Genomic DNA, 18,112 nt, shown 5'->3' with positions numbered 1-18,112 from the left:
CCCCGCCGCCGACCACATTGCACAGAGTCGTAGCTCGTCGTTGTGACTCAGACGGTGAGCAGGCGAACGGTCTGGTCGACGTAGCGGCGGCGGTCCGCCTCGGCGGCAGGCAGGGTTCCTGGCGCGACGTGCGCCATCTGCGCGTAGCCCAGGTAGGAGGTGACCGCCAGCAACCCACGGCGCCGTGCCTCCTCGGCCGGCCAGCCGAGCGCGACGAACAGCCCTGCGGTGTACGCCACCCGCCGCTCGGTGACCCGGGCGAGTACGGGGGCGACGTGCGGGTGGTCGGCAGTGGCAAGCATCGCGAGTTCGATGGAGTTGTCCTGCGACACGGTGGATCCCAGGACGAGGCTGATGAGCAGCCGGAGCCGGGCCAGCGGGTCGGGTTCGGAGTCGATGTGGCCGATGACGGCGTCGGTGTGCTCGCGTTCCCACCGCAGCACTGCCGCCTCGATCAGGGCGTCTCGGTTGGCGAAGTGCCAGTAGAAGCTGCCCTTCGTGGCACCGAGCCGGGCTGCGAGGGGCTCGACCGCGACCGCTGCGAGCCCTCCGCAGGCCATCGCCTTCAGGGCCTCCGAGGTCCAGTCGTCGGCCGTCAGCCGGGGTGCGGTCCGCTTTCCGTCACCGCGCTGGACACGTCGCTGGCTCATCACTGTACGGTAGCGTATGGAAAACATACGCAAGCGTATGGAGTCGACGATGAGGCCCACGGTCCACAACGTTCACGAACGAGCGCTGCCGGTTGCCGCTTCGGTGGTGGGCGGGCTGGTGGACCGGATCGGTGCCGCCGACGACCCACTGTGGCCCGTACCCGCCTGGATGCCGATGCGGTTCGACCGGCCGCTCGCCGTCGGCGCCGACGGCGGGCACGGTCCGATCCGCTACCACGTCACCGGATACGAGCCGGGCCGTCGAGTTGAGTGGACCTTCCATGCGAGTACCAGCATGATCGGTAGTCACACGCTTGAGGTCGAAGAGCGCGGCCCGCACGCCTGCCTGCTGCGCCACGGGATGAGCGCCCGGCCGGTCGGTCGCATGCGACTGCTCTGGCCCGCCCTGGTACGCGTCTGCCACGACACGGTCCTCGAACACCTGCTGGACAACGCCGAACGTGCCGTGACCGGCACGGTCGCGCACCCCGTCCGATACCCGTGGCGCGCCCGGCTCGTCGTCGGCATGACAAGCGTGCGGGTACGCGGCGTGCCGGTCCCCACCGCTGCAATCCTTCTGCACGACTCCATCGAGCGGGCGGATCTGGCCGACGCCTACGCGCTGCGGGTGCCGCCCGGCACCACCACCGATCCGCATGACTGGGCGGCTGCGGTCTTCCGCGATCCGCCAGGCGTCGGGGCCGCACTGCTGCGTTCGCGGAACCGGCTGGCCACCCCGTTCGGCATCGAGCGCGGCGACGCCTCGGACGTCGACACCATCGCCCGCACTGACAGGGAGGTGCTGCTCGGCACCGACGCCGGTCACCTGACCTTCCGAACCAGCGTTCTGGTCGAGCCGGACCCCGGCGGCACGACGATCACCGTGGCCACCCTGGCGGCGGCCCGTTCCGGGGCCGGCCGCGCCCACCTCGCCGCCGTACGCCTCGTACACCCGCTGGTTGTCAGGGCGATGCTGCGCCACGCCGGCCGGAGCGTCGTCGCCCCTTGGCGGTCGACCGACCGCGCGTGAGGCGACAGTGCCGCCGGACGACGTACCCGGTCAGTGGTCCGGGTGTGCGCCCTGCTCGGCGAGTCGCTTGAGGTTCAGCAACTGACGGCGGGCCATCACCAGGTCCCCGAGGCACATCCCGAGGGCGAGCACCCGGTTCGTCCGCATGACGACCTTGAGCAGCAGGCGCGTGGTGTTCCCCGAGTCCGGCTCCACGACGTACGACAGGACCGCGCCCATGATCTCGCCGGTCAGGTGGTGTCCCGGCGCGACGGCGAGGATCCGGCCCCGCCTGCGCCCGCCGGCGGTGGTGAACGCCTCGCCCACCGCCGGCTCGGGAAGCGCCGCCAACCGTTGCGGTGAGCGCCGGCCGAGATTGTCGATCCAGTCGAACGCGTACGGCGCGAGCCGGATCTGTGCGACCCACTGCCACACCGCGGCCGGGGGGCGCGTCCACGCCCACCCCGCGCCAGGCCCGCAATGTGGGTACGGGGACGAAGTCGTCACACGGGTAGCGGCGAAGCGTCTCGTCGTCGGACACGCCCCACCGGTCACCGAGCATCGGCCCTGCCCAACACCAGCGTCGTACGCAGGTCCAGCACGACACTGCCGCCGAAGTCGTCCACCAGCCGGTCGAGGGCGGCGATCCCGCGTTGCTGCTGCTCCGGAGTGCGGGACAGGTACGGCCCGAACGTACGCACCAACGCCAGGTACCGCGCCTTGTCCAGCCGTAGCTCCCGCCGGAACACCTCCCGGCGTACGTCGTCGAACTGTCCGCTCTCGACGATGTCCCGGTGGAACCAGTCGACCGGGCGGTCCCGCATGTCCGGGTCGACCGAGTGCAGCGCGGCCTGCACGGCGGCCCGCTGGTCGGCATCGGTGTAGCCGTACCGGTGCGCGAAGACGGAGAGGGTGCCGCCCGGCGCCAGGGCGCGTCGGGCCTGGGCGTTGCGGGTGGCCGGGTCCAGCCAGTGCCAGGCCGTGGCGCAGGCCAGCACGTCCGCCCCACCGGCTGGTGGGGTCCACCGTTCGAAGGTGGTCATCTCGACGCGGGAGGCCGGGAACCGCTCGGCGAGGCGGGCGGCCATCCGCTCGTCGGGCTCGACGCAGGTCAGCGGGGCGCCGATGCGGACCAGCACGTCGGTGCCCTTTCCGGTGCCCGCACCGATCTCGACAACGGACGCCGGTGTGCCCCCGTGGTAGGCGAGGACCGCCTCGGCGATCTCCGCCGGATAGTCGGGTCGGGCGTGCTCGTACAGGTCGGCCACTCCGCCGAAGACGTCAATCGCCACACGCCCACCTTTCGCTGCCCGCCGGAAGCTGCATAGATCTCCGACCAGTCTCCGACAGACCACGCACTCGTGATTGCCCGTCCGCCAACGTCGGCCCTGACTAGCCACGGAGCCTTCGCAAAACTCGCTTGGCAGAGCACGGAGACCACTGCTACTTTCCCGGAGGCCGTGCGAGAGAACGAGGAGGTGGTACCCGTGAACGTATCGACATGGGCGCTTCCCTCCGGGGTCACGGTCGGGCGATAGGTCGTCCGGGAGCGCCGTTCACGAGCCCTCCCGAAAGGCACGACAATGCAATTCACCTCTGAGCGACGCATCGACGACGGTGTCCTCGAACGCGGGTTCACCCTCGGTGAGATCCCCGGCATCCTGTGGACGCCCGCATCCGCACCTGCACCGGCGCCGCTGATCCTGGTCGGTCACCCCGGCGGACTGCACAGGATGTACCCCCGACTGGTGGCCCGGGCGCGACACTCTGCTGCGGAGGGCTTCGCCTCGGCCACCATCGAGCTTCCCGGAGCCGGCGACCGGCCCCGTTCCGCCGCCGTCGAGCAGGCCCGCGCCGACCTGCGCCGGGCGCTGGAGTCCGGCGAGCCGGTCGGTGACGAGATCGTCGACAGGCTTGTCCTTCCGCTTGTCGAGAAGGCCGTCCCGGAATGGCGGGCCGCCCTGGACGCCCTCCATGCGCTGCCCGAGATCGGCGGTCCGGTCGGGTATTCGGGAGGGGTGATCGCCATCGGCCTCCGGCTGGCGGTGGTCGAGCCGCGTATCTCGGCGGCCCTCCTGTTCGCCGGGAGTTTCGTGCCCCGCTCGATGTTCGCGGAGGCCCGGCAGGTCACCATTCCGCTGCAGGTCCTGTTGCAGTGGGACGACGAGGGGAACGACAGGCAGATGGCCCTGGACCTGTTTGACGCCTTCGGCTCCAAGGAGAAGACGCTGCACGCCAACATGGGCGGGCACACCGGCGTCCCGCAGTTCGAGGGCGACGCCGGGAACCGGTTCTTCGTCCGGCACCTGACGTGAGACCGGGTCGTCAGCCGGTAGTAGGGCGCCGCTGGGAGCTGTCGACCAATCATCGGATGATCCAGAGCGGACTGATGGACGCGCTGGATGCTCTGTCCAATTCTGCTGCGTTTTGCGCATTGACGACCCCGAATCAAAGGTTGCAGACGTCACACGTGTGACCTACGCTCCGGGGAAGACTTTCGTAGCGATTGGCAAAGTTGCGGTCGGGGGACAGCAGTCGCCCGCCGACCCTTGATGGCGTCGCTGTTCCGTGCTCGTCGCTCGATAAGAACGGGGTCCACTGTCGACGGCAAGTGAGAGGAACAGTTCGTGAAGTCACTCGCATCCACCGCTCGAAGGTCATTCCTGGCGGTCGCGGTGCTCGTCGCCGCGGCATTCCCCGCCGTGCTGACGAGCCCGACGCCTGCCTCGGCGGCGGTCCAGCAGACCTACTACGTCGCCCCCGACGGCAACGACGCCAACTCCGGCACGCTCCAGTCCCCGTTCCGCACCGTGCAACGCGCTCGCGATGTCGTCCGTACGGTGAACGCGAGCATGACCGGCGACATCAACGTGTACCTGCGCGGCGGGACCTACCCGATCGGCAGCACCGTCGAGTTCGGCGCCGCCGACTCGGGCACCAACGGCTTCCGGGTCGCCTACGCGGCGTACGGCAGCGAGAAGCCGGTCCTCGACGGCGGCGTCCAGGTGACGGGGTGGACCCAGCACAGCGGCAACATCTGGAAGGCGCCTCTGGACCGGGCCAACAAGCTGCGCGCGCTCTACGTCAACGACAAGCGTGCCTTCATGGCGTCAAAGACGATCAGCTCGGGCGGTTGCTACGGGACGTACACCATCACCGCTGGCCAGGCCGACTGGGCCTGGGAGTCGGGGTCGCAGTGCGACGGCGCCAAGTACAGCCTGAGCGACTTCCCTGCCATCGCCCGCAACCAGGACGACATCGAGATCGAGACAGGCACCACCTGGACCACGGCCCTGGTGGGTGTCCGTCAGGTGACGACGAGCTCCGACGGCGCCAACCGGGTCGCCCTGTTCCAGCAGCCCGGTGCGGCCATCGCCCAGGGTGCGTTCAACGGCAATGCCCAGGTGGGCGGCACCCACAAGGTCATGAACGCCTACGAGTTCCTCGACGCGCCCGGCGAGTTCTACTACGACAAGAGCAGCAAGACGGTCTACTACTACAAGGCCAGCTCCGAGAATATGGCAACAGCGACGGTGTACGCGCCGAACAACGTGACAACCCTGCTGCGGGTCGCCGGCACCTCGACGAGCAACCACGCCCGCAACATCACGTTCTCCGGGCTGACGGTGCAGCACTCCGACTGGAACCTGTTCAACGTCGCCGGCTCGTCCTTCAAGCAGGCGCAGCAGGGCAACCTCGGCGCCCAGGCGTACGCAAAGGGCAACTTCCACGTCTACTACTACCGCAACGTCGACGTGACGCCCGGCATCATCCAGGTGCAGAACGCCGACGGGATCCTGTTGCAGCGCAACCGCATCCAGCACACCGGCGCCGACGGCATCAGCATGGTCAACGACGTGCAGGGCACGCAGTTGATCGGGAACTACACCAACGACATCGCCGGCTCAGCCATCAGCGTGGGCCATCCCCAGCACGTCTACATCGGCGACCACACCTCGACAAACCGCGAGAAGTATTCCGCGCAGGTCGAGGGATTGCCCAAGAACATCGACATCAAGAACAACTACCTGTACGACAGCGCCGTGCTGTTCAACGGGCACAGCCCCATCTCGGCGTACTTCGTCGACACCCTGACGATCCAGCGCAACCGGATCGAGAAGGCTCCCTGGTCGGGCATCACACTCGGCTGGGGTTGGTGGAACTTCGACGGGTCATCGGGCTCGATCGCGCCCAACCGGCCCACCACGACGGCCCGTAACAACACGATCAGCTACAACCACATCATCGACACTGTGCAGCGGCTCAGCGACACCGCCCCGATCTACACGCTGGGCGCCCAGCCGGGTACCACGATCACCAACAACTATCTCCAGGGCGTGCCGTCCGGTCACAAGTACGGCCTGCACCCGGACGAGGGGTCGGCGTACATCACGTTCCGCGACAACGTCCTGAGCGTGGACAAGAACGTCACGTGGCTCATCAACTCCGACGACTTCGGACGAAAGCACGACCTGAGCATCACGCAGACCTACGGCCCCATCAACAAGGTCTCGAACAAGAACCTCCCGAACAGCACTGTCCAGGACATCCTCGTCTCCTCCGACTACGTCTGGCCGGCCGCTGCCTACGGCATCGCAGTGAGCTCCGGTCTTGAGGACTCGTACCGGGACATCATTCCGGCCAGCAATCTCTCAGTGCCGAACTACGTCCTGCCGGCGAGCACCGTGGTCAGCAGCGGGGCGTCGTCGATCCCGATCCGCAGCACCGGCGACGCCACAAGGACGGTCTGGCTCGCTCCCTCCGGCACGACCACGTTCGCCGCCGGCCCCACTATGACAAGCGCAGCCGGCACCGCCACCTCCATCGCCGTGCCGACTGCCCAGGGTGAGTACCGGCTCTACGTGCTCGACGCCCAGGGCAACCGGTCAGCCGAGTCGACATCGCTCGTCAGGCAGCCGGGCAGCGGCGGTGGCCAGCGGGTCGGGCAGCTCGTCGGTGGCCAGTCCGGTCGCTGTGTCGACGTACCCAACTCGACGACCACCAACGGCACCCAGACGCAGATCTGGGACTGCTCGGGCGGCACGAACCAGCGGTGGACCCACACCACCGGCAAGCAGCTGACCGTGTACGGCAACAAGTGCCTCGACGCCTCCGGGGCGGGCACGGCCAACGGCACCGCTGTCATCATCTGGGACTGTCACGGCGGGCTCAACCAGCAGTGGAACGTCAACAGCAACGGCACCATCACGAACGCCCAGTCGGGGCTCTGCATGGATGCCAACGGCGCCGCCAGCGCCAACGGCACGAAGATCATTCTCTGGTCGTGCAACGGTGGCGCCAACCAGCAGTGGAGCCTGCGTAGCTGACCCGTACCCGGGGGTCGGTCCGACAGGGCCGGCCCCCGGGCCACCCCACAACGGCGTCAGCCCGCGTCGAAGTCGGTAGCGATATCGCTCAACGCGATCCGGTTCGGCTGCCCCGTTTTGGTGATGAGGCTGGAGACGTGCCGCTCCACAGTGCGTGGTGACAGGTGCAACCGCTCGGCGATCTCGCGGTTGCTCAGCCGGCCGGTGAGCATCCGCAGCACCTCCCACTCGCGTACCGTCACGCCCGCTGCCCGCAGCTCAGGTGGGATCTCCCCGGCGCCGCGCCGACGTTGGGCGATCCGCGCGCCCGCCTGGCGCAGCAGCGTGCGGCACGCCCCGGCGACCGGTGCGACGTTCGCCTGGTGGAAGTAGTCCTCGGCGGCGCGCAGCCACTCCACGGGCGTGCCCCAGCCATCGGCGAGCGCCGCCTCGGCGACCAGCCGCAGGGCGAGGTGCCGCCCCATCGCGTACAGCGCGCCGACCTCCATCGCCTCGGCCACCGCGGCGGTCGCGGCGTCGTGCTGACCTGCGCGGCCGAGCAGGACCGCCCGGGCGAAGAGCGCGAACTGCCGGTCCCATCGCAATTGGCTCGCCGGTGTGCCGACGATCGCGTCGTACGCCGCGAAGCTGACCTCGCCGGCCATCGCCCGCAACAGCAGTTGGAGGCCGAGCCGCCCACCGAGGTGGAACACGGTCGGGTTGGTCTCCTCCGCCCGTACCGCCAGGGACAACTCCTCCAGCGCCCTGGGGCGGTCCTCCTCCAGCAGCGCGCAGAACGTGCCGGCCAGCCCGTGGACCCGCTGCGCGTGCAGGCTCTCGTCACCGCCCCAGTGCCGGAAGTCGGCGAGCGCCTCCTGCATCTGGACCCGCCGGCCCTGATGGGCGGCGAGCACCGCACTGAGCAGAAGCACGTACTGCGTGGTCTCCATCAACTTCAGGCGGGTCGTCGCGGTGCGGACCTGGTCGATCAGGTCCTGTGCGGCCGGGTAGTCGCCGCGCATGATCAGGTGCAGCGCGATGCTCGCCTCGGCCTGCTGACGGGCGGTCACCGCACCGACCCGCAGCGCCCGCTCCCGGGCCTGTTCCAGCCGGTCCAGCTCGCCGTGCAGCAACGCGTCGTCGTTGCCGAGCCGGATCAGCGCGTGGACCTCCCAGATCGGAAGGCCGTGCTCGGCGGCGATGGACCGGGCCTGCTCCAGGCAGCGGGTGGCCTCGGCCGGGTCGCGGTGCCGGACGAGCGCCCCGAGCAACTGCCAGGCCTGGCAGGCCACCACCGGCAGCGGCACCGCGGCGCCGACCGTGGCGGCCCTGCGGGCCAGGGCCTCGGCGACCTCCAACTGGTCCCGCCCCGGCGTGTCCAGGGCCAGGTGTGCGGCGACGATGTCGATAGGAGCTTCGTCCTCGGCCGCGGGGTCCGGGCCGAGCAGTTCACGGGCGATCTCCACCTGGGCCAGCGCGTCGGTGAGCTCCCCGGCCACCACCGCGGTCCAGGCCAGCCGGGTGTGCAGCCTGGCCTGCCGTCGGGCGGGGAGACCGGCTACCTGGTCCGGACTGTTGACCAGCTCCAGTGCCCGCCGGACCAGGCCGGCCTCGCCGAGGGCCTGCAGGAGCGTCTCCAGGGTGTCGGCGCGGGCCTCGGCCGACCCGTCGGCCTGGAGTTCCCAGGCCCGGTCGAGGAGGGCGACGGCCGAGGTGGCGGCTCCCTGCGCGAGGGCTCTGCGGCCGGCTTCGGCGAAGAGCCGACCGGCAAGCAGGGTGTCGCCGGTCTCGACGCGCAGGGTGGCGGAGATCTGACACCACTCACCTGGCAACTCCGGGTGGACCTTCGCGACGGCCTCGGCGACGGTGTGGGCCAACCGCCGCCGGTCGGCCGGCTCGACAAGGGCGAGCAGCGACTCGTGGGTGACCCGGTGCCGGAAGGTGTACCAGTCGGTCAACTGGTCGTCCGGCGCCACAAGTTGGGCCACGATGTCGCCGTGCAGGTGGTTGAGCAGGTCACGGTCGCTGAGCCCGGTCGCCGTCTGCACCACCGCCACCGAGAAGCGTTGCCCGATCAGGGCGCCGCAGGAAAGCAGCTCCCGGGCCGGCGGGCTGAGTTTCTCGATCCGGTGCGCCATGCTCCTGGCGAACGCGGCGGGCAGGGTGGCGGGCGCCTGCGGAGCGACAAGCCACCCCTGGGGGCCGTGCCGGAGCAACCCGTTCTCCACCATCGCCGCGAGGATCTCCTCGATGAGGAAAGGGTTGCCGCCACTGCCTCCCCAGAGCAATTCGGCCGCAGCCGTGGGCAGCTCGTCTGCCGCCACGCCCAGGCACGCCCCGGCCATGGCCCGCAGGTCCTCGGGCCGGAGCCCGTCCAACTCGATAACCGTGCACCGGCCACGGCGGGCCGCCGCCCGGGCGACCTCCAGCGCGGGGGAGTCGTCGGCCCGGATGACCCCGACCAGCAGCGTGGGCTGCTGGTCGAGGTTGTCGATCAGGTATTCGACAACCATGAGCGTCTCGGCGTCGGCGTCCTGGAGATCGTCCAGGACCATCAGGCACCCGCGCTCCTGACCGGCGAGACCGGTCAGCCGGAGCACCGCCTCGGCCAGGATCACCACTGAGCCGGTCTCCTGATCGCCGAGGGGAGTGCCCCAGTCGGGCACCAACCGGCCGAGGATCGGACCGTACGGGCCGAGCGCCGTGACGTCCACGGTGGCCGAACGCAGCAGGGAGAGCACCGCCTCGGTGAGCGGCCGCAGTGGTACCCCGGCACCGAGTGCGCTGGCCCGCCCCCGCAGCAGGCTCATCTCGGCGGTGTAGGCGGCCTCGGCGGCCGCGGCGGCGAGCCGCGACTTGCCGACGCCGGCCTCTCCGACGATGAAGACCGCGCCTCCGTGACCGACGCGGGCAGCCTCGATCATTCCGCTCAGCACACCGAATTCCGAATCTCGGCCTACCAGGACGCGGGATCGTTGCACGGCGGCAACGATAGCGAGGCACTTCATCGATAACCAGGGTCCACCAGCAGGCGCACCGGGCCCGGCGAGATTATCGTCCGACCGGACCGATCGCCGCGCTGACCGGGCGGTTTCCGCCCTGGGTCACACGGGGAACGTGGGGCAGCAGGTGGTGAGCGCGAGCGGGACGGCGGAGTCCGCGGAGGCGCCGGCATCGCCGGCGACCAGGTGTCCGATCAGGAGCCCCACCGGGACGGCCAGGCCGGCGAGGGCCGCCGTACGCAGGCCGAAGGCGACAACCGGGCTTACGTGCGGCTCACCGGCGGGGTGCGACGCCTCGGCGTGGTCGGTGTCGGCGAGGTCGGTGGTGGGCTGGTGCGACATCATCGTTCTTCTCTCCTCGGGATGAAGGGATTGGTGAGCGACAGCCAGCCGGGACCGGTTGGCTGCGGGGTGGGTTCCAGGAGCAACGCGGACGGTATCCGCGTGGTCAGGGCGGAGCGCAGCAGTCCGTAGCCGATGCCGGCGAGCCCGGTCAGCAGCCCCGGTGTGAGCACGCCGTCGGGTGTGCCGCAGTAGCGATTCTGCCATTGAAGGGAGTTGAGGATCAGGGTCGTCCGCTGCCGTTGCGCGGTGGCAGCCGCAGCGCCGGCCGGCCCTGCGGCCAGCACCGTCAGCGCCTCGACGACGCCGGACTCGCCGTGGCAGAGGCTCAGGTCGCGGGACAGCGGCCGTTCGGCCAGCCGCCGGACGAGGTCGGCTGGCGCCTCCGGGCTCGCGTCGGCGTCGTGCCGGCCGGCGAGGGCGAGAGCCAGGCCGGAGACACCGGCACACCAGCCGGACGAGTCGGTCGGGGCCTGCTGGGCGTGCCGCAGGGCCTTCCGTGCGGCGTCCGCGTGCTGCGGCGAACCGCCGCCGACGTCGACGAACCGGTGCAGGGCGTACGCGATGCCGGCCGTCCCGTCGGCGAAGCCTGCCGCACTGGCGGGGTGATCGAGTGCGGACGCGGCGGCCAACTGGTCGGCGCAGGTCCGGGCCAGCGCCGCCGCCCGGTCGTTACCCAGCTCGGCGTGGATCGAGGTCATCGCGGCCAGACAGCCGGCCCGGCCGATGGCCCAGTCGTCGGTGGTGGAGCCGGCGACCGCGACCTCGGCGAGTTCCACCGCCGTGTCGACCCACCGGCCGATCTCCGCGTCGTCGAGCAGCACTGCCAGCCGAGCCAGCCCGTAGGCCACTCCGCCGAGGCCGTGCAGCCCACCACAGCCGATCGCGGTGACCAACTCCGGGCGGTCCGAGAGCAGGCGCAGCAGCCCCGGCGTCGCGGCGACCGCCCGACGGGCCACGTCACCGTATCGGGCGACACCGCTGACCTGGGCGAGCTGGCCGAGGAAGAGCGCCACGCCGAGGTACCCGTTGGCCAGGCCGGCGCCCATCGGCAGCAGCAGCCACTGCCGGTTGTCGACAAGCTCCAGGCCGAGCCAGTTCACCCGGTCCCGACCCGGTGCGCCACGGGCGACGAGCTGGTCGGCGATCGCACAGGCTGCCGAGACCAGCCGTTCGGGTGGGGCGGCCGTGCCGTGCGACGGCCCGGGCATCGGCGCCGCGTCGCCATGCGTGCCAGCCGGTCGGCGGGTGGCCAGGCTGGCCATGATGACCCACTCCTGGTCCTGCCGGTCGGCCTCGCCGAGCCCGGCGATCCGGTCCAGTGCCGCGCCGACGCCGCTGCGGTGCAGCGGCACCGCGGTCGGCTCGCCGTCGGCGGCCAGGATGGAAGCGTCGGCCCGGGCGTGGAAGTACGGCACGTCACCGCGCCACAACGCGACGATCTCGTGGCGCGCGAACACCGGGTCGCCGGGCAGTGTGGTCCGGCCGCAGAGCTGCCCGAGGAAACGGTCCCGGTCCAGACCGTCGCGCAGCAGGCTCGGGTGGGTGGCCTCGTCGAGCAGCGTCCGATAGGCCCAGGTGGGCCGTACGACGAGTCGCACCGTCATTGCCGACGACGCCTCGACCAGCTGGGTGAAGTCCCCGCGATGTGCCTCGATCGCTTCGTAGCCGAGCCGGAAACCTTCCAGCATGGCAGCCTCGTGGTCCTCCGGATCGATCACCCGGTCGCCGAGCCGGGGCCGGTTCGAGGCGCCGTCGAAGGTGGCCGCGCGGCGTACCAGGCGCATCCGGTCGGTGCCCGGGTCAGCCCAGTCGATGCGACTGACCGGGCTCTGCCTGCCCTCGTCGCCGCCGGCGCCGGACAGGTCCATGATGCCCTGCTCACCGACGACGATCAGCGGCAGCAACGCCGTGCGGTGCACCGAGGCGGAGAGCAGGTCGGCGGCTGGATCGCCGCTCGGGGTCGCGGGCCGCCAGCTGGGGCTGAACAACGTCTCGACGTCGATGGCCACCGGGTCCTCGCCGCTGGCGATCACGTTTTCGTAGTGCAGATCGGTGGTGTTGAGCGCGTGGGCGAGCGCCAGCAGCGCGCCGTGCCGTCGATAGAAGCGGTCCGCGCCGTCCGGGTCGGCAAGCGGTGCCGCGATCACGAACTCGGTCCAGCCGTACTCCGGGCGGACCAGACTGGCGGCTGTCCGCATGGCGACGGCGGGCACCATCCGGTTCATCCAGCCGACGAAGGCCGCCAGTCGATCGTCGTGGGTGAGGTCCCGAGGCTTGTAGACCAACCGCCTGCCGTCGGCGAACCGGATCACGGTGGTGGTCCGGCCGGACCGGTGCGAGTCACCCCGCCTGTCGTCGACGGCCACAAGTGGGCCGGGGTCGGTGCCGCCCAGGAGGTCCTCGACCAGGCGGTCCCGGTCGGCGGTGTACCGGGCGAGTAGTTCCAGCATCGCGTCGGTGGCGTGCGCGGTGGCCTGCCCGAGCAGCCGGGCCAGGACCGGAAGGTCGGTGAACAGCGCGGCCAGCCCCGCCGGGGTGCCGAGCTGGCGAACGAAGTCGACGAATCGGGCGCGACTGTCGGCGCCATGGAGGAGGCCTGCGGTCCGGCGACGGTGCAGCTCCTCGACGAAGGTACGGGCGGCCAGCGCGGCCAGCTGCCGTTCCAGTGTGGCCGCCAACGCGGCATCCAGCCCACCCAGGTCGACGTGGGCGTCGGTCACCGGGACGGCGTCCCGGCGGAAGCGGGTCCGTGCCTGGTCGACCAACGGACGCAGCGGCAGGGCGAACGCCGCTCTCCAGTCAGCGGCGACCGGCACCGACGGAGGCCGCGCGGCGGCACGTACCGCGGCTTCGATAAGGACCGCCCAGGGCGGCGGGTCGACCCGCGCGGCGAGTTGACCGTCCTCCTCGGCGAGGTACGTGAGCAACAGGTCCTCGTCGACGCCCAGCTCGCCCAGCCGGATGTCCAGCTCCGGGCCACGGTCGGCCCGCCACAGGTCCAGCCGCTGTCGCGCGTGCCCGAGCCGCCCGGCGTCGACCGGTTCGGTGCCGCCGCCGGCGGTCACCCGCTCGTGCAGCGCCAGACCGCGCGCCCACCAGCTCCGGTGGAGTCGGGGCGACTCGGCCGGAGCGAGGCTGGGTGGGCCGTCGGCGTCCGTGGTGTTCATCGAATTGAGGGTGCCAAGTGGCGGCCGACAACTCATGCGTGGGATCCACCCAAATTCATGTCGGCCCGGCTGGTCGCGGCAGTCCGTGCACTCTCCGATGCAACCCGCATGACAGTCCGTGACGGCCTTTCAGAGGGCTGGAACGGGCGCCGGTGTCGGTGGCGTGGCGACATAGGCGCAGGTGTGGACCACGGAACTTGGGTGCCCGGCACAGATGCGTCGACACACGACGGTGGTCGACCCTCCGACTATTCGATGGGCTGACCCGATCGGAGCGACTATGGAGTTTCGCGTACTGGGACCAGTGAGCGCCTGGCGCAACGGCGTCGAGGTCGCGCTGGACGGCGCCAAACAGCGCACGGTCCTGGCCGTCCTCCTGCTCGCCCGAGGACGGATCGTCTCCGACACCCGGCTCTGTCAGCTGCTGTGGGACGAGAACCCGCCTGCGACGTTCGCCGCTCAGCTCTACAACTACGTCTCCCGGCTGCGGAAATATCTCGGCGACGAGGTGGAGATCGTCCGGCAGTGGTCCGGGTACCTGCTGCGGACCGGGGACAGCCGACTCGACATCGACGAGTTCGAGCGGCTGGGCGGGCTGGGACGGGACGCACTGCGCTCCGGCCGGCACGAGGAGGCCGCGCGGGACCTGCACGAGGCGCTGGCGCTGTGGAGCGGAACGACGCTCGCCAACGTCACCGACTACCTCGTCGAGGCGGAGTCGCCCCGGATGACCGAGGGGCGCATGGCGGTTCTGGAGGATCGCATCACTGCCGACCTGATGCTGGGCCGGCAGGCCGATCTGGTGGTGGAGCTGAGCGACCTGGTCGCCGCACAGCCGCTGCACGAGCAGCTGCGCAGTCACTTGATCACCACGCTGCTGCGGTGTGACCGCCAGGCCGACGCGCTTGCCGTCTACCACGAGGGCAGACGGGTCCTCGCCGACGAGTTGGGTGCCGATCCGGGGCCGGCGCTGGCCGAGGCGTACCAGATGGTGCTGGCACGCCCCGGGATGCCCGACGTCGCTGTCGCACCGCGAGCCGGACCGGGCTGGCGCGACGTCCGGCCGGCGATGCTGCCGCCCGGAGCGCACGACTTCTGCGGCCGGCAACAGGAACTGCGCCAGCTGGCAGTGCTGCTCGCCGAGACGTCGCCACCCGCTCCACAGCGGACGCTGTTGACCGGAATGGCAGGCGTCGGAAAGTCGTCGCTGGCACTGCGGGCCGCGCACCTGTGCCGTGACGACTTCCCGGACGGGCAGCTCTACGCCGACCTCGGCGGCACCCGGGGCAACGCCATCGACCCTGGTGACGTGCTGGGCTGGTTCCTGCGGAGCCTCGGCAACGCCGAGGAGGCCATTCCGAAGCGCCTCGACGAACGCGAGTGCCTCTACCGCAGCCAGCTGGCCGGCCGCCGGGTCCTGGTGGTGCTCGACAACTCCGCCAGCTATCCGCAGGTCCGCCCGCTGCTGCCCGGTGACCCGTCCTGCCGGGTGATCCTTACCTGTCGTGGTCGCCTCTCCGAGCTTCCCGGCGTTACCCGCGTCGAGGTGGGCATCCTCGACCCGGCGCAGGCGCTGGAGCTGTTCGCCACGATCGTCGGCTCGTCACGGGTGGCCGCCGAGCCCGGCGCCGCACACCGGATCGTGCAACTGTGCGGGCGGCTGTCGATCGGCATCCGGGTGGCCGCGGCGCGGCTCATCGCCCGACCGCACTGGTCCCTGCGGTACCTCGCGCAGCGGCTGGCCGACGAGCGGTTCCGCCTCAACGAACTGCGGCTGGGGACGCTCGACGTGCGGGCCCGCATCGAGGGCAGCTATCAGGAGTTGGAGGCCGAGAGCCAGGTCGCGTTGCGCCGGCTGGCCCTGCTGAACACTGTCGACTTCCCGATCGGAGCCGCCGCCCGGGTGCTCGGCGTGACGCCCCGGGTGGGGGAGGAGGTGGCCGAGAGCCTTGTCGACGCCCGGCTGCTGGAGATCGCGGGCTCGGACGGCGGGCGGCGGCAACGACACCGCTTCCACGATCTGGTGCGGGTCTTCGCGCGGGAGAAGGCCGACCCGTCGGACCACCGCATGGTCACCGCCCGATCGGCACTGTCGGCATAGCCGCGCCTGCGGAACCCCGGCGGCTCCGCAGAACTCCCGGCGTATGGAGAAGATATAGCCGGTACCGGCACGGTCGGTGGGTGACCATCCTGATTCCGCCCGAGTGCGCGACCACTGCGCGGATCGACCTCGACCACGCAAGCGGGGACGAGATCGTCGGTCGAGTCCGGCCCGACCGGGACGACCCGGTCTTCGCCGGGCACTATCCCGGATTCCCCCTGCTGCCCGGTGTCTACATCGTCGAGTACGTGCACCGCGCCGTCCTCGCGGCGATGCCGACGGAGATCCTCGCCGAGCTGGTGTCCTGCCGGTTCCTCCGAACGATCGACCTCGACGACGAGCTGGTCATCACCATCCGCTGCGACGGCGGGATACGTCGGGGCACGGTCGCCGTGTCCGGCGTACCGGCCGCCGAGGTGGTGTTGCGCTATCAGGAAGGAACCCCGTGATGCTCGACAGCGACGACATTCGACGGCTCATCCCACACCGACCGCCGATGCTCCTTGTCGACCGGGTCAGCGAAATCGTGCCCCGGCGTCGGCTGGTCGGCAGCTACACGGTGACCGGGACCCGGCCGCTGCCAGCCGTGCTGCTGCTCGAGTCGTGGGGTCAGGCCGCGCTGGTGCTGATCAGGCACGACCGGCCGATGCCCGACGTGCTGACCGACGGGGTGCCCATCGCGGGCGCCTTCGAGGGGATCCGGTTCGGCCGGCCGGTGCTGCCGGGCGAGACGGTCGAGCACCGCGTCGAGCTGATCCGGTTGATCGCCGACACCGGTTTCGTCCGGGGCGAGAGCGTGGTCGGCACCGAGGTGGTCATGCAGGTCGGTCGCCTGGTTGGCGCGGTGCGCCCGGCGGCTGCGCTTCGCCCCGCCGTCCTGGCCGGGGTCTCCGACGTCAAGGAGCAGACATGAGTGAGAACCGACGACCGGTCGCCCTGGTCAGTGGAGGATCCCGAGGGATCGGCCGGGCCGTGGTCCGGCAGCTCGCCGCAGACGGGTACGACGTGGCCTTCTGCTATCAGAGCAACCGGGAGGCCGCCGAGAAGGTGGCAGCGGAGGTGCTGGAGACCGGTGCCCGGGTGCTGGCCCGGCAGGTGGACGTCGCCGATTCCGCGCAGGTACGCGAGTTCGTCACCGAGGTGGAGCGGGACTTCGGCGAGCTCGCGGCCCTGGTGACCGTCGCCGGGATCATCCGCGACCGGCCGGTGGCGATGATGGCCGACGAGGACTGGCGGTCGGTTATCGACGTCAACCTCGGAGGTGTCTACAACGTGTGCCGGGCGGCGATCCGCCGGATGATGCGGCGACGGGGTGGCAGCATCGTCACCGTCTCCTCGGTGGCGGGCATCACCGGTAGCCCGGGCCAGACCAACTATTCGGCGTCGAAGGCCGGCATCATCGGCTTCACGAAGGCGCTGGCGAAGGAGGTCGGCCCGTACGGAATCCGGGTCAACGCCGTGGCGCCGGGCTTCATCGAGACCGACATGCTCAACGACCTGCCAGCCGGCCTGGCCGTTGGCGTCCAGCAGCGGGCCGCGCTCGGCCGGCTCGGCCAGGCGGAGGAGGTCGCCCCGGTGGTGACGTTCCTGCTCTCGGAGCGGGCCTCCTACCTGACCGGTCAGGTCGTCACGGTTGACGGTGGTCTGACGTTCTGACTCGCTGTGCCGCGAGCCGGGTCCGCATGGCCTCCAGGCGGACCTGGCTCGCCTGCGTCCGGACCCGGCGCGCGGTGAAGCGGGCGTAGACGGTGCCGAGCAGCCGGGTGAGCAGGTCGGCCCGGCGGGCGTCCGACCCGACGACGATCTTCACCCGGTTGCGCCGGACGCCGCGCAGGATGAGTCGTGCGGCCTGCTCGGCAGAGGTCGTCGCCTCCCGGGCGTAGCGCTCCCGGACCCCGCCGTAGCCGAGCCCCTTCGCCGCCCGCGCGTTGCTGAAGATGTCGGTACGCACCTTGCCCGGATAGACGCAGCTGACCCGCACCGGCACGTCGCCGACCCGCATCTCCTGCAACACCGCCTCGGTGAAACCGCGGACGGCGAACTTGGCCGCGTTGTACGCGCTCTGCGCCGGCGCCGCGGTCAACCCGTACATGCTGGAGATGTTCACCAGGTGGCCCTTCGAGGTGACGAGCAGCGGCAGGAACGCCTGGGTGCCGTTGACGACGCCCCAGAAGTCGACGTCCAGCACCCACCGCATGTCGTCCCAGCTGGCCTCGGTGATCGAGGCGAGCAGGGTCACCCCGGCGTTGTTGATGACCAGGTCGGCGCCGCCGAAGTCGGCGCGCACCTCCTTGGCGTGGGCCTGCACCGCCTGCCTGTCGGTGACGTCGAGCCGGTAGGTACGGACCTCGGCCCCTACCGCGGCGCAGCTCGCCGCGGTCTGAGCGAGACCCGCCTCCGCCGCGTCGGAGAGGGCCAGCCGGGCGCCCTGCGCGGCCAGCTCGACCGCCAGCGCCCGGCCGATGCCCGAACCGGCACCCGTGACGACCGCGACCCTGCCTCGGAACTCCTCCATGCGTGCTCCCTCGGAAT

The 18,112-nt window shown here is 70.8% G+C and carries 14 protein-coding genes; 7 read left to right on the top strand and 7 right to left on the bottom strand.

From position 1 onward, the window contains the following. Nucleotides 1–47 precede the first annotated feature (47 nt). Nucleotides 48–650: a TetR/AcrR family transcriptional regulator gene (locus tag ACPXB1_RS27280; RefSeq protein ID WP_355592149.1), complete on the bottom strand. Its 603-nt coding sequence runs from the start codon at nucleotides 648–650 to the stop codon at nucleotides 48–50. 49 nt (nucleotides 651–699) lie between these two features. Here ACPXB1_RS27280 and ACPXB1_RS27275 point away from each other — a divergent pair, with 49 nt between their 5' ends. Beyond that, on the top strand, nucleotides 700–1,680 hold the full coding sequence (locus ACPXB1_RS27275; protein ID WP_355592147.1) for a DUF2867 domain-containing protein: 981 nt from the start codon (nucleotides 700–702) through the stop codon (nucleotides 1,678–1,680). A 30-nt stretch (nucleotides 1,681–1,710) separates the two neighbouring features. Here ACPXB1_RS27275 and ACPXB1_RS27270 read toward each other — a convergent pair whose 3' ends face one another. Together ACPXB1_RS27270 and ACPXB1_RS27265 are read right to left on the bottom strand one after the other, a co-directional pair. Next, complete coding sequence (locus ACPXB1_RS27270; protein ID WP_425735982.1) at nucleotides 1,711–2,094, bottom strand: polyketide cyclase; 384 nt, start codon at nucleotides 2,092–2,094, stop codon at nucleotides 1,711–1,713. A gap of 116 nt (nucleotides 2,095–2,210) precedes the next feature. Continuing rightward, nucleotides 2,211–2,951, bottom strand: a complete 741-nt coding sequence (locus ACPXB1_RS27265; RefSeq protein WP_355592143.1) for a class I SAM-dependent methyltransferase — start codon at nucleotides 2,949–2,951, stop codon at nucleotides 2,211–2,213. A gap of 291 nt (nucleotides 2,952–3,242) precedes the next feature. On the opposite strand from ACPXB1_RS27265, the gene ACPXB1_RS27260 reads away from it, so the two are divergent. After that, complete coding sequence (locus ACPXB1_RS27260) at nucleotides 3,243–3,974, top strand: alpha/beta hydrolase (RefSeq protein WP_355592141.1); 732 nt, start codon at nucleotides 3,243–3,245, stop codon at nucleotides 3,972–3,974. A gap of 312 nt (nucleotides 3,975–4,286) precedes the next feature. Next, nucleotides 4,287–6,986 carry an RICIN domain-containing protein gene (locus tag ACPXB1_RS27255; protein WP_425735981.1) on the top strand — a complete coding sequence of 900 codons (2,700 nt, stop codon included), beginning with the start codon at nucleotides 4,287–4,289 and terminating at the stop codon, nucleotides 6,984–6,986. A 56-nt stretch (nucleotides 6,987–7,042) separates the two neighbouring features. On the opposite strand, the gene ACPXB1_RS27250 is transcribed toward ACPXB1_RS27255, so the two are convergent. The 3 genes from ACPXB1_RS27250 to ACPXB1_RS27240 all read right to left on the bottom strand — a co-directional run bounded on the left by ACPXB1_RS27250 (nucleotide 7,043) and on the right by ACPXB1_RS27240 (nucleotide 13,479). Continuing rightward, nucleotides 7,043–9,946, bottom strand: coding sequence for an AAA family ATPase (locus ACPXB1_RS27250; protein WP_355592137.1), 2,904 nt, complete (start codon nucleotides 9,944–9,946; stop codon nucleotides 7,043–7,045). 123 nt (nucleotides 9,947–10,069) lie between these two features. Beyond that, on the bottom strand, nucleotides 10,070–10,312 hold the full coding sequence (locus ACPXB1_RS27245) for a hypothetical protein (protein ID WP_355592135.1): 243 nt from the start codon (nucleotides 10,310–10,312) through the stop codon (nucleotides 10,070–10,072). Then, nucleotides 10,309–13,479: a type 2 lanthipeptide synthetase LanM family protein gene (locus ACPXB1_RS27240; protein ID WP_355631369.1), complete on the bottom strand. Its 3,171-nt coding sequence runs from the start codon at nucleotides 13,477–13,479 to the stop codon at nucleotides 10,309–10,311. Before ACPXB1_RS27240 ends, ACPXB1_RS27245 begins: the two co-directional genes overlap by 4 nt. A gap of 280 nt (nucleotides 13,480–13,759) precedes the next feature. Between ACPXB1_RS27240 and ACPXB1_RS27235 the strand changes: the two genes are divergently transcribed. The 4 genes from ACPXB1_RS27235 (at nucleotide 13,760) to fabG (ending at nucleotide 17,236) form a co-directional block, all read left to right on the top strand. Then, on the top strand, nucleotides 13,760–15,580 hold the full coding sequence (locus tag ACPXB1_RS27235) for an AfsR/SARP family transcriptional regulator (protein ID WP_355631372.1): 1,821 nt from the start codon (nucleotides 13,760–13,762) through the stop codon (nucleotides 15,578–15,580). A gap of 80 nt (nucleotides 15,581–15,660) precedes the next feature. After that, nucleotides 15,661–16,029, top strand: coding sequence for a hypothetical protein (locus tag ACPXB1_RS27230; RefSeq protein WP_355592129.1), 369 nt, complete (start codon nucleotides 15,661–15,663; stop codon nucleotides 16,027–16,029). Continuing rightward, nucleotides 16,029–16,493 carry a 3-hydroxyacyl-ACP dehydratase FabZ family protein gene (locus ACPXB1_RS27225; protein ID WP_355592127.1) on the top strand — a complete coding sequence of 155 codons (465 nt, stop codon included), beginning with the start codon at nucleotides 16,029–16,031 and terminating at the stop codon, nucleotides 16,491–16,493. Before ACPXB1_RS27230 ends, ACPXB1_RS27225 begins: the two co-directional genes overlap by 1 nt. Next, nucleotides 16,490–17,236, top strand: coding sequence for a 3-oxoacyl-ACP reductase FabG (gene fabG, locus ACPXB1_RS27220; protein WP_355592125.1), 747 nt, complete (start codon nucleotides 16,490–16,492; stop codon nucleotides 17,234–17,236). The genes ACPXB1_RS27225 and fabG overlap by 4 nt, the downstream gene beginning before the upstream one ends. On the opposite strand, the gene ACPXB1_RS27215 is transcribed toward fabG, so the two are convergent. Continuing rightward, a complete protein-coding gene (locus ACPXB1_RS27215) occupies nucleotides 17,208–18,095 on the bottom strand; it encodes an SDR family NAD(P)-dependent oxidoreductase (protein WP_355631375.1) in 888 nt (295 codons plus the stop codon). The two genes, fabG and ACPXB1_RS27215, sit on opposite strands and share 29 nt — an antisense overlap. Between the last annotated feature and the right edge of the window lie 17 nt (nucleotides 18,096–18,112).

It is taken from the genome of Micromonospora sp. DT68 (genome assembly GCF_049847245.1).
In the GTDB taxonomy this organism is placed as follows: domain Bacteria; phylum Actinomycetota; class Actinomycetes; order Mycobacteriales; family Micromonosporaceae; genus Micromonospora; species Micromonospora profundi.
Note: the sequence above shows the minus strand (reverse complement) of the source record. Positions and strands in the feature narration are given on the sequence as shown.

Coding starts and splice junctions, on each gene's coding strand:
- ACPXB1_RS27280 (WP_355592149.1), bottom strand. CDS start 650: ATGAGCCAGCGACGTGTCCAGCGCGGTGACGGAAAGCGGACCGCACCC.
- ACPXB1_RS27275 (WP_355592147.1), top strand. CDS start 700: ATGAGGCCCACGGTCCACAACGTTCACGAACGAGCGCTGCCGGTTGCC.
- ACPXB1_RS27260 (WP_355592141.1), top strand. CDS start 3,243: ATGCAATTCACCTCTGAGCGACGCATCGACGACGGTGTCCTCGAACGC.
- ACPXB1_RS27245 (WP_355592135.1), bottom strand. CDS start 10,312: ATGATGTCGCACCAGCCCACCACCGACCTCGCCGACACCGACCACGCC.
- ACPXB1_RS27240 (WP_355631369.1), bottom strand. CDS start 13,479: ATGAACACCACGGACGCCGACGGCCCACCCAGCCTCGCTCCGGCCGAG.
- ACPXB1_RS27235 (WP_355631372.1), top strand. CDS start 13,760: ATGGAGTTTCGCGTACTGGGACCAGTGAGCGCCTGGCGCAACGGCGTC.
- ACPXB1_RS27225 (WP_355592127.1), top strand. CDS start 16,029: ATGCTCGACAGCGACGACATTCGACGGCTCATCCCACACCGACCGCCG.
- fabG (WP_355592125.1), top strand. CDS start 16,490: ATGAGTGAGAACCGACGACCGGTCGCCCTGGTCAGTGGAGGATCCCGA.
- ACPXB1_RS27215 (WP_355631375.1), bottom strand. CDS start 18,095: ATGGAGGAGTTCCGAGGCAGGGTCGCGGTCGTCACGGGTGCCGGTTCG.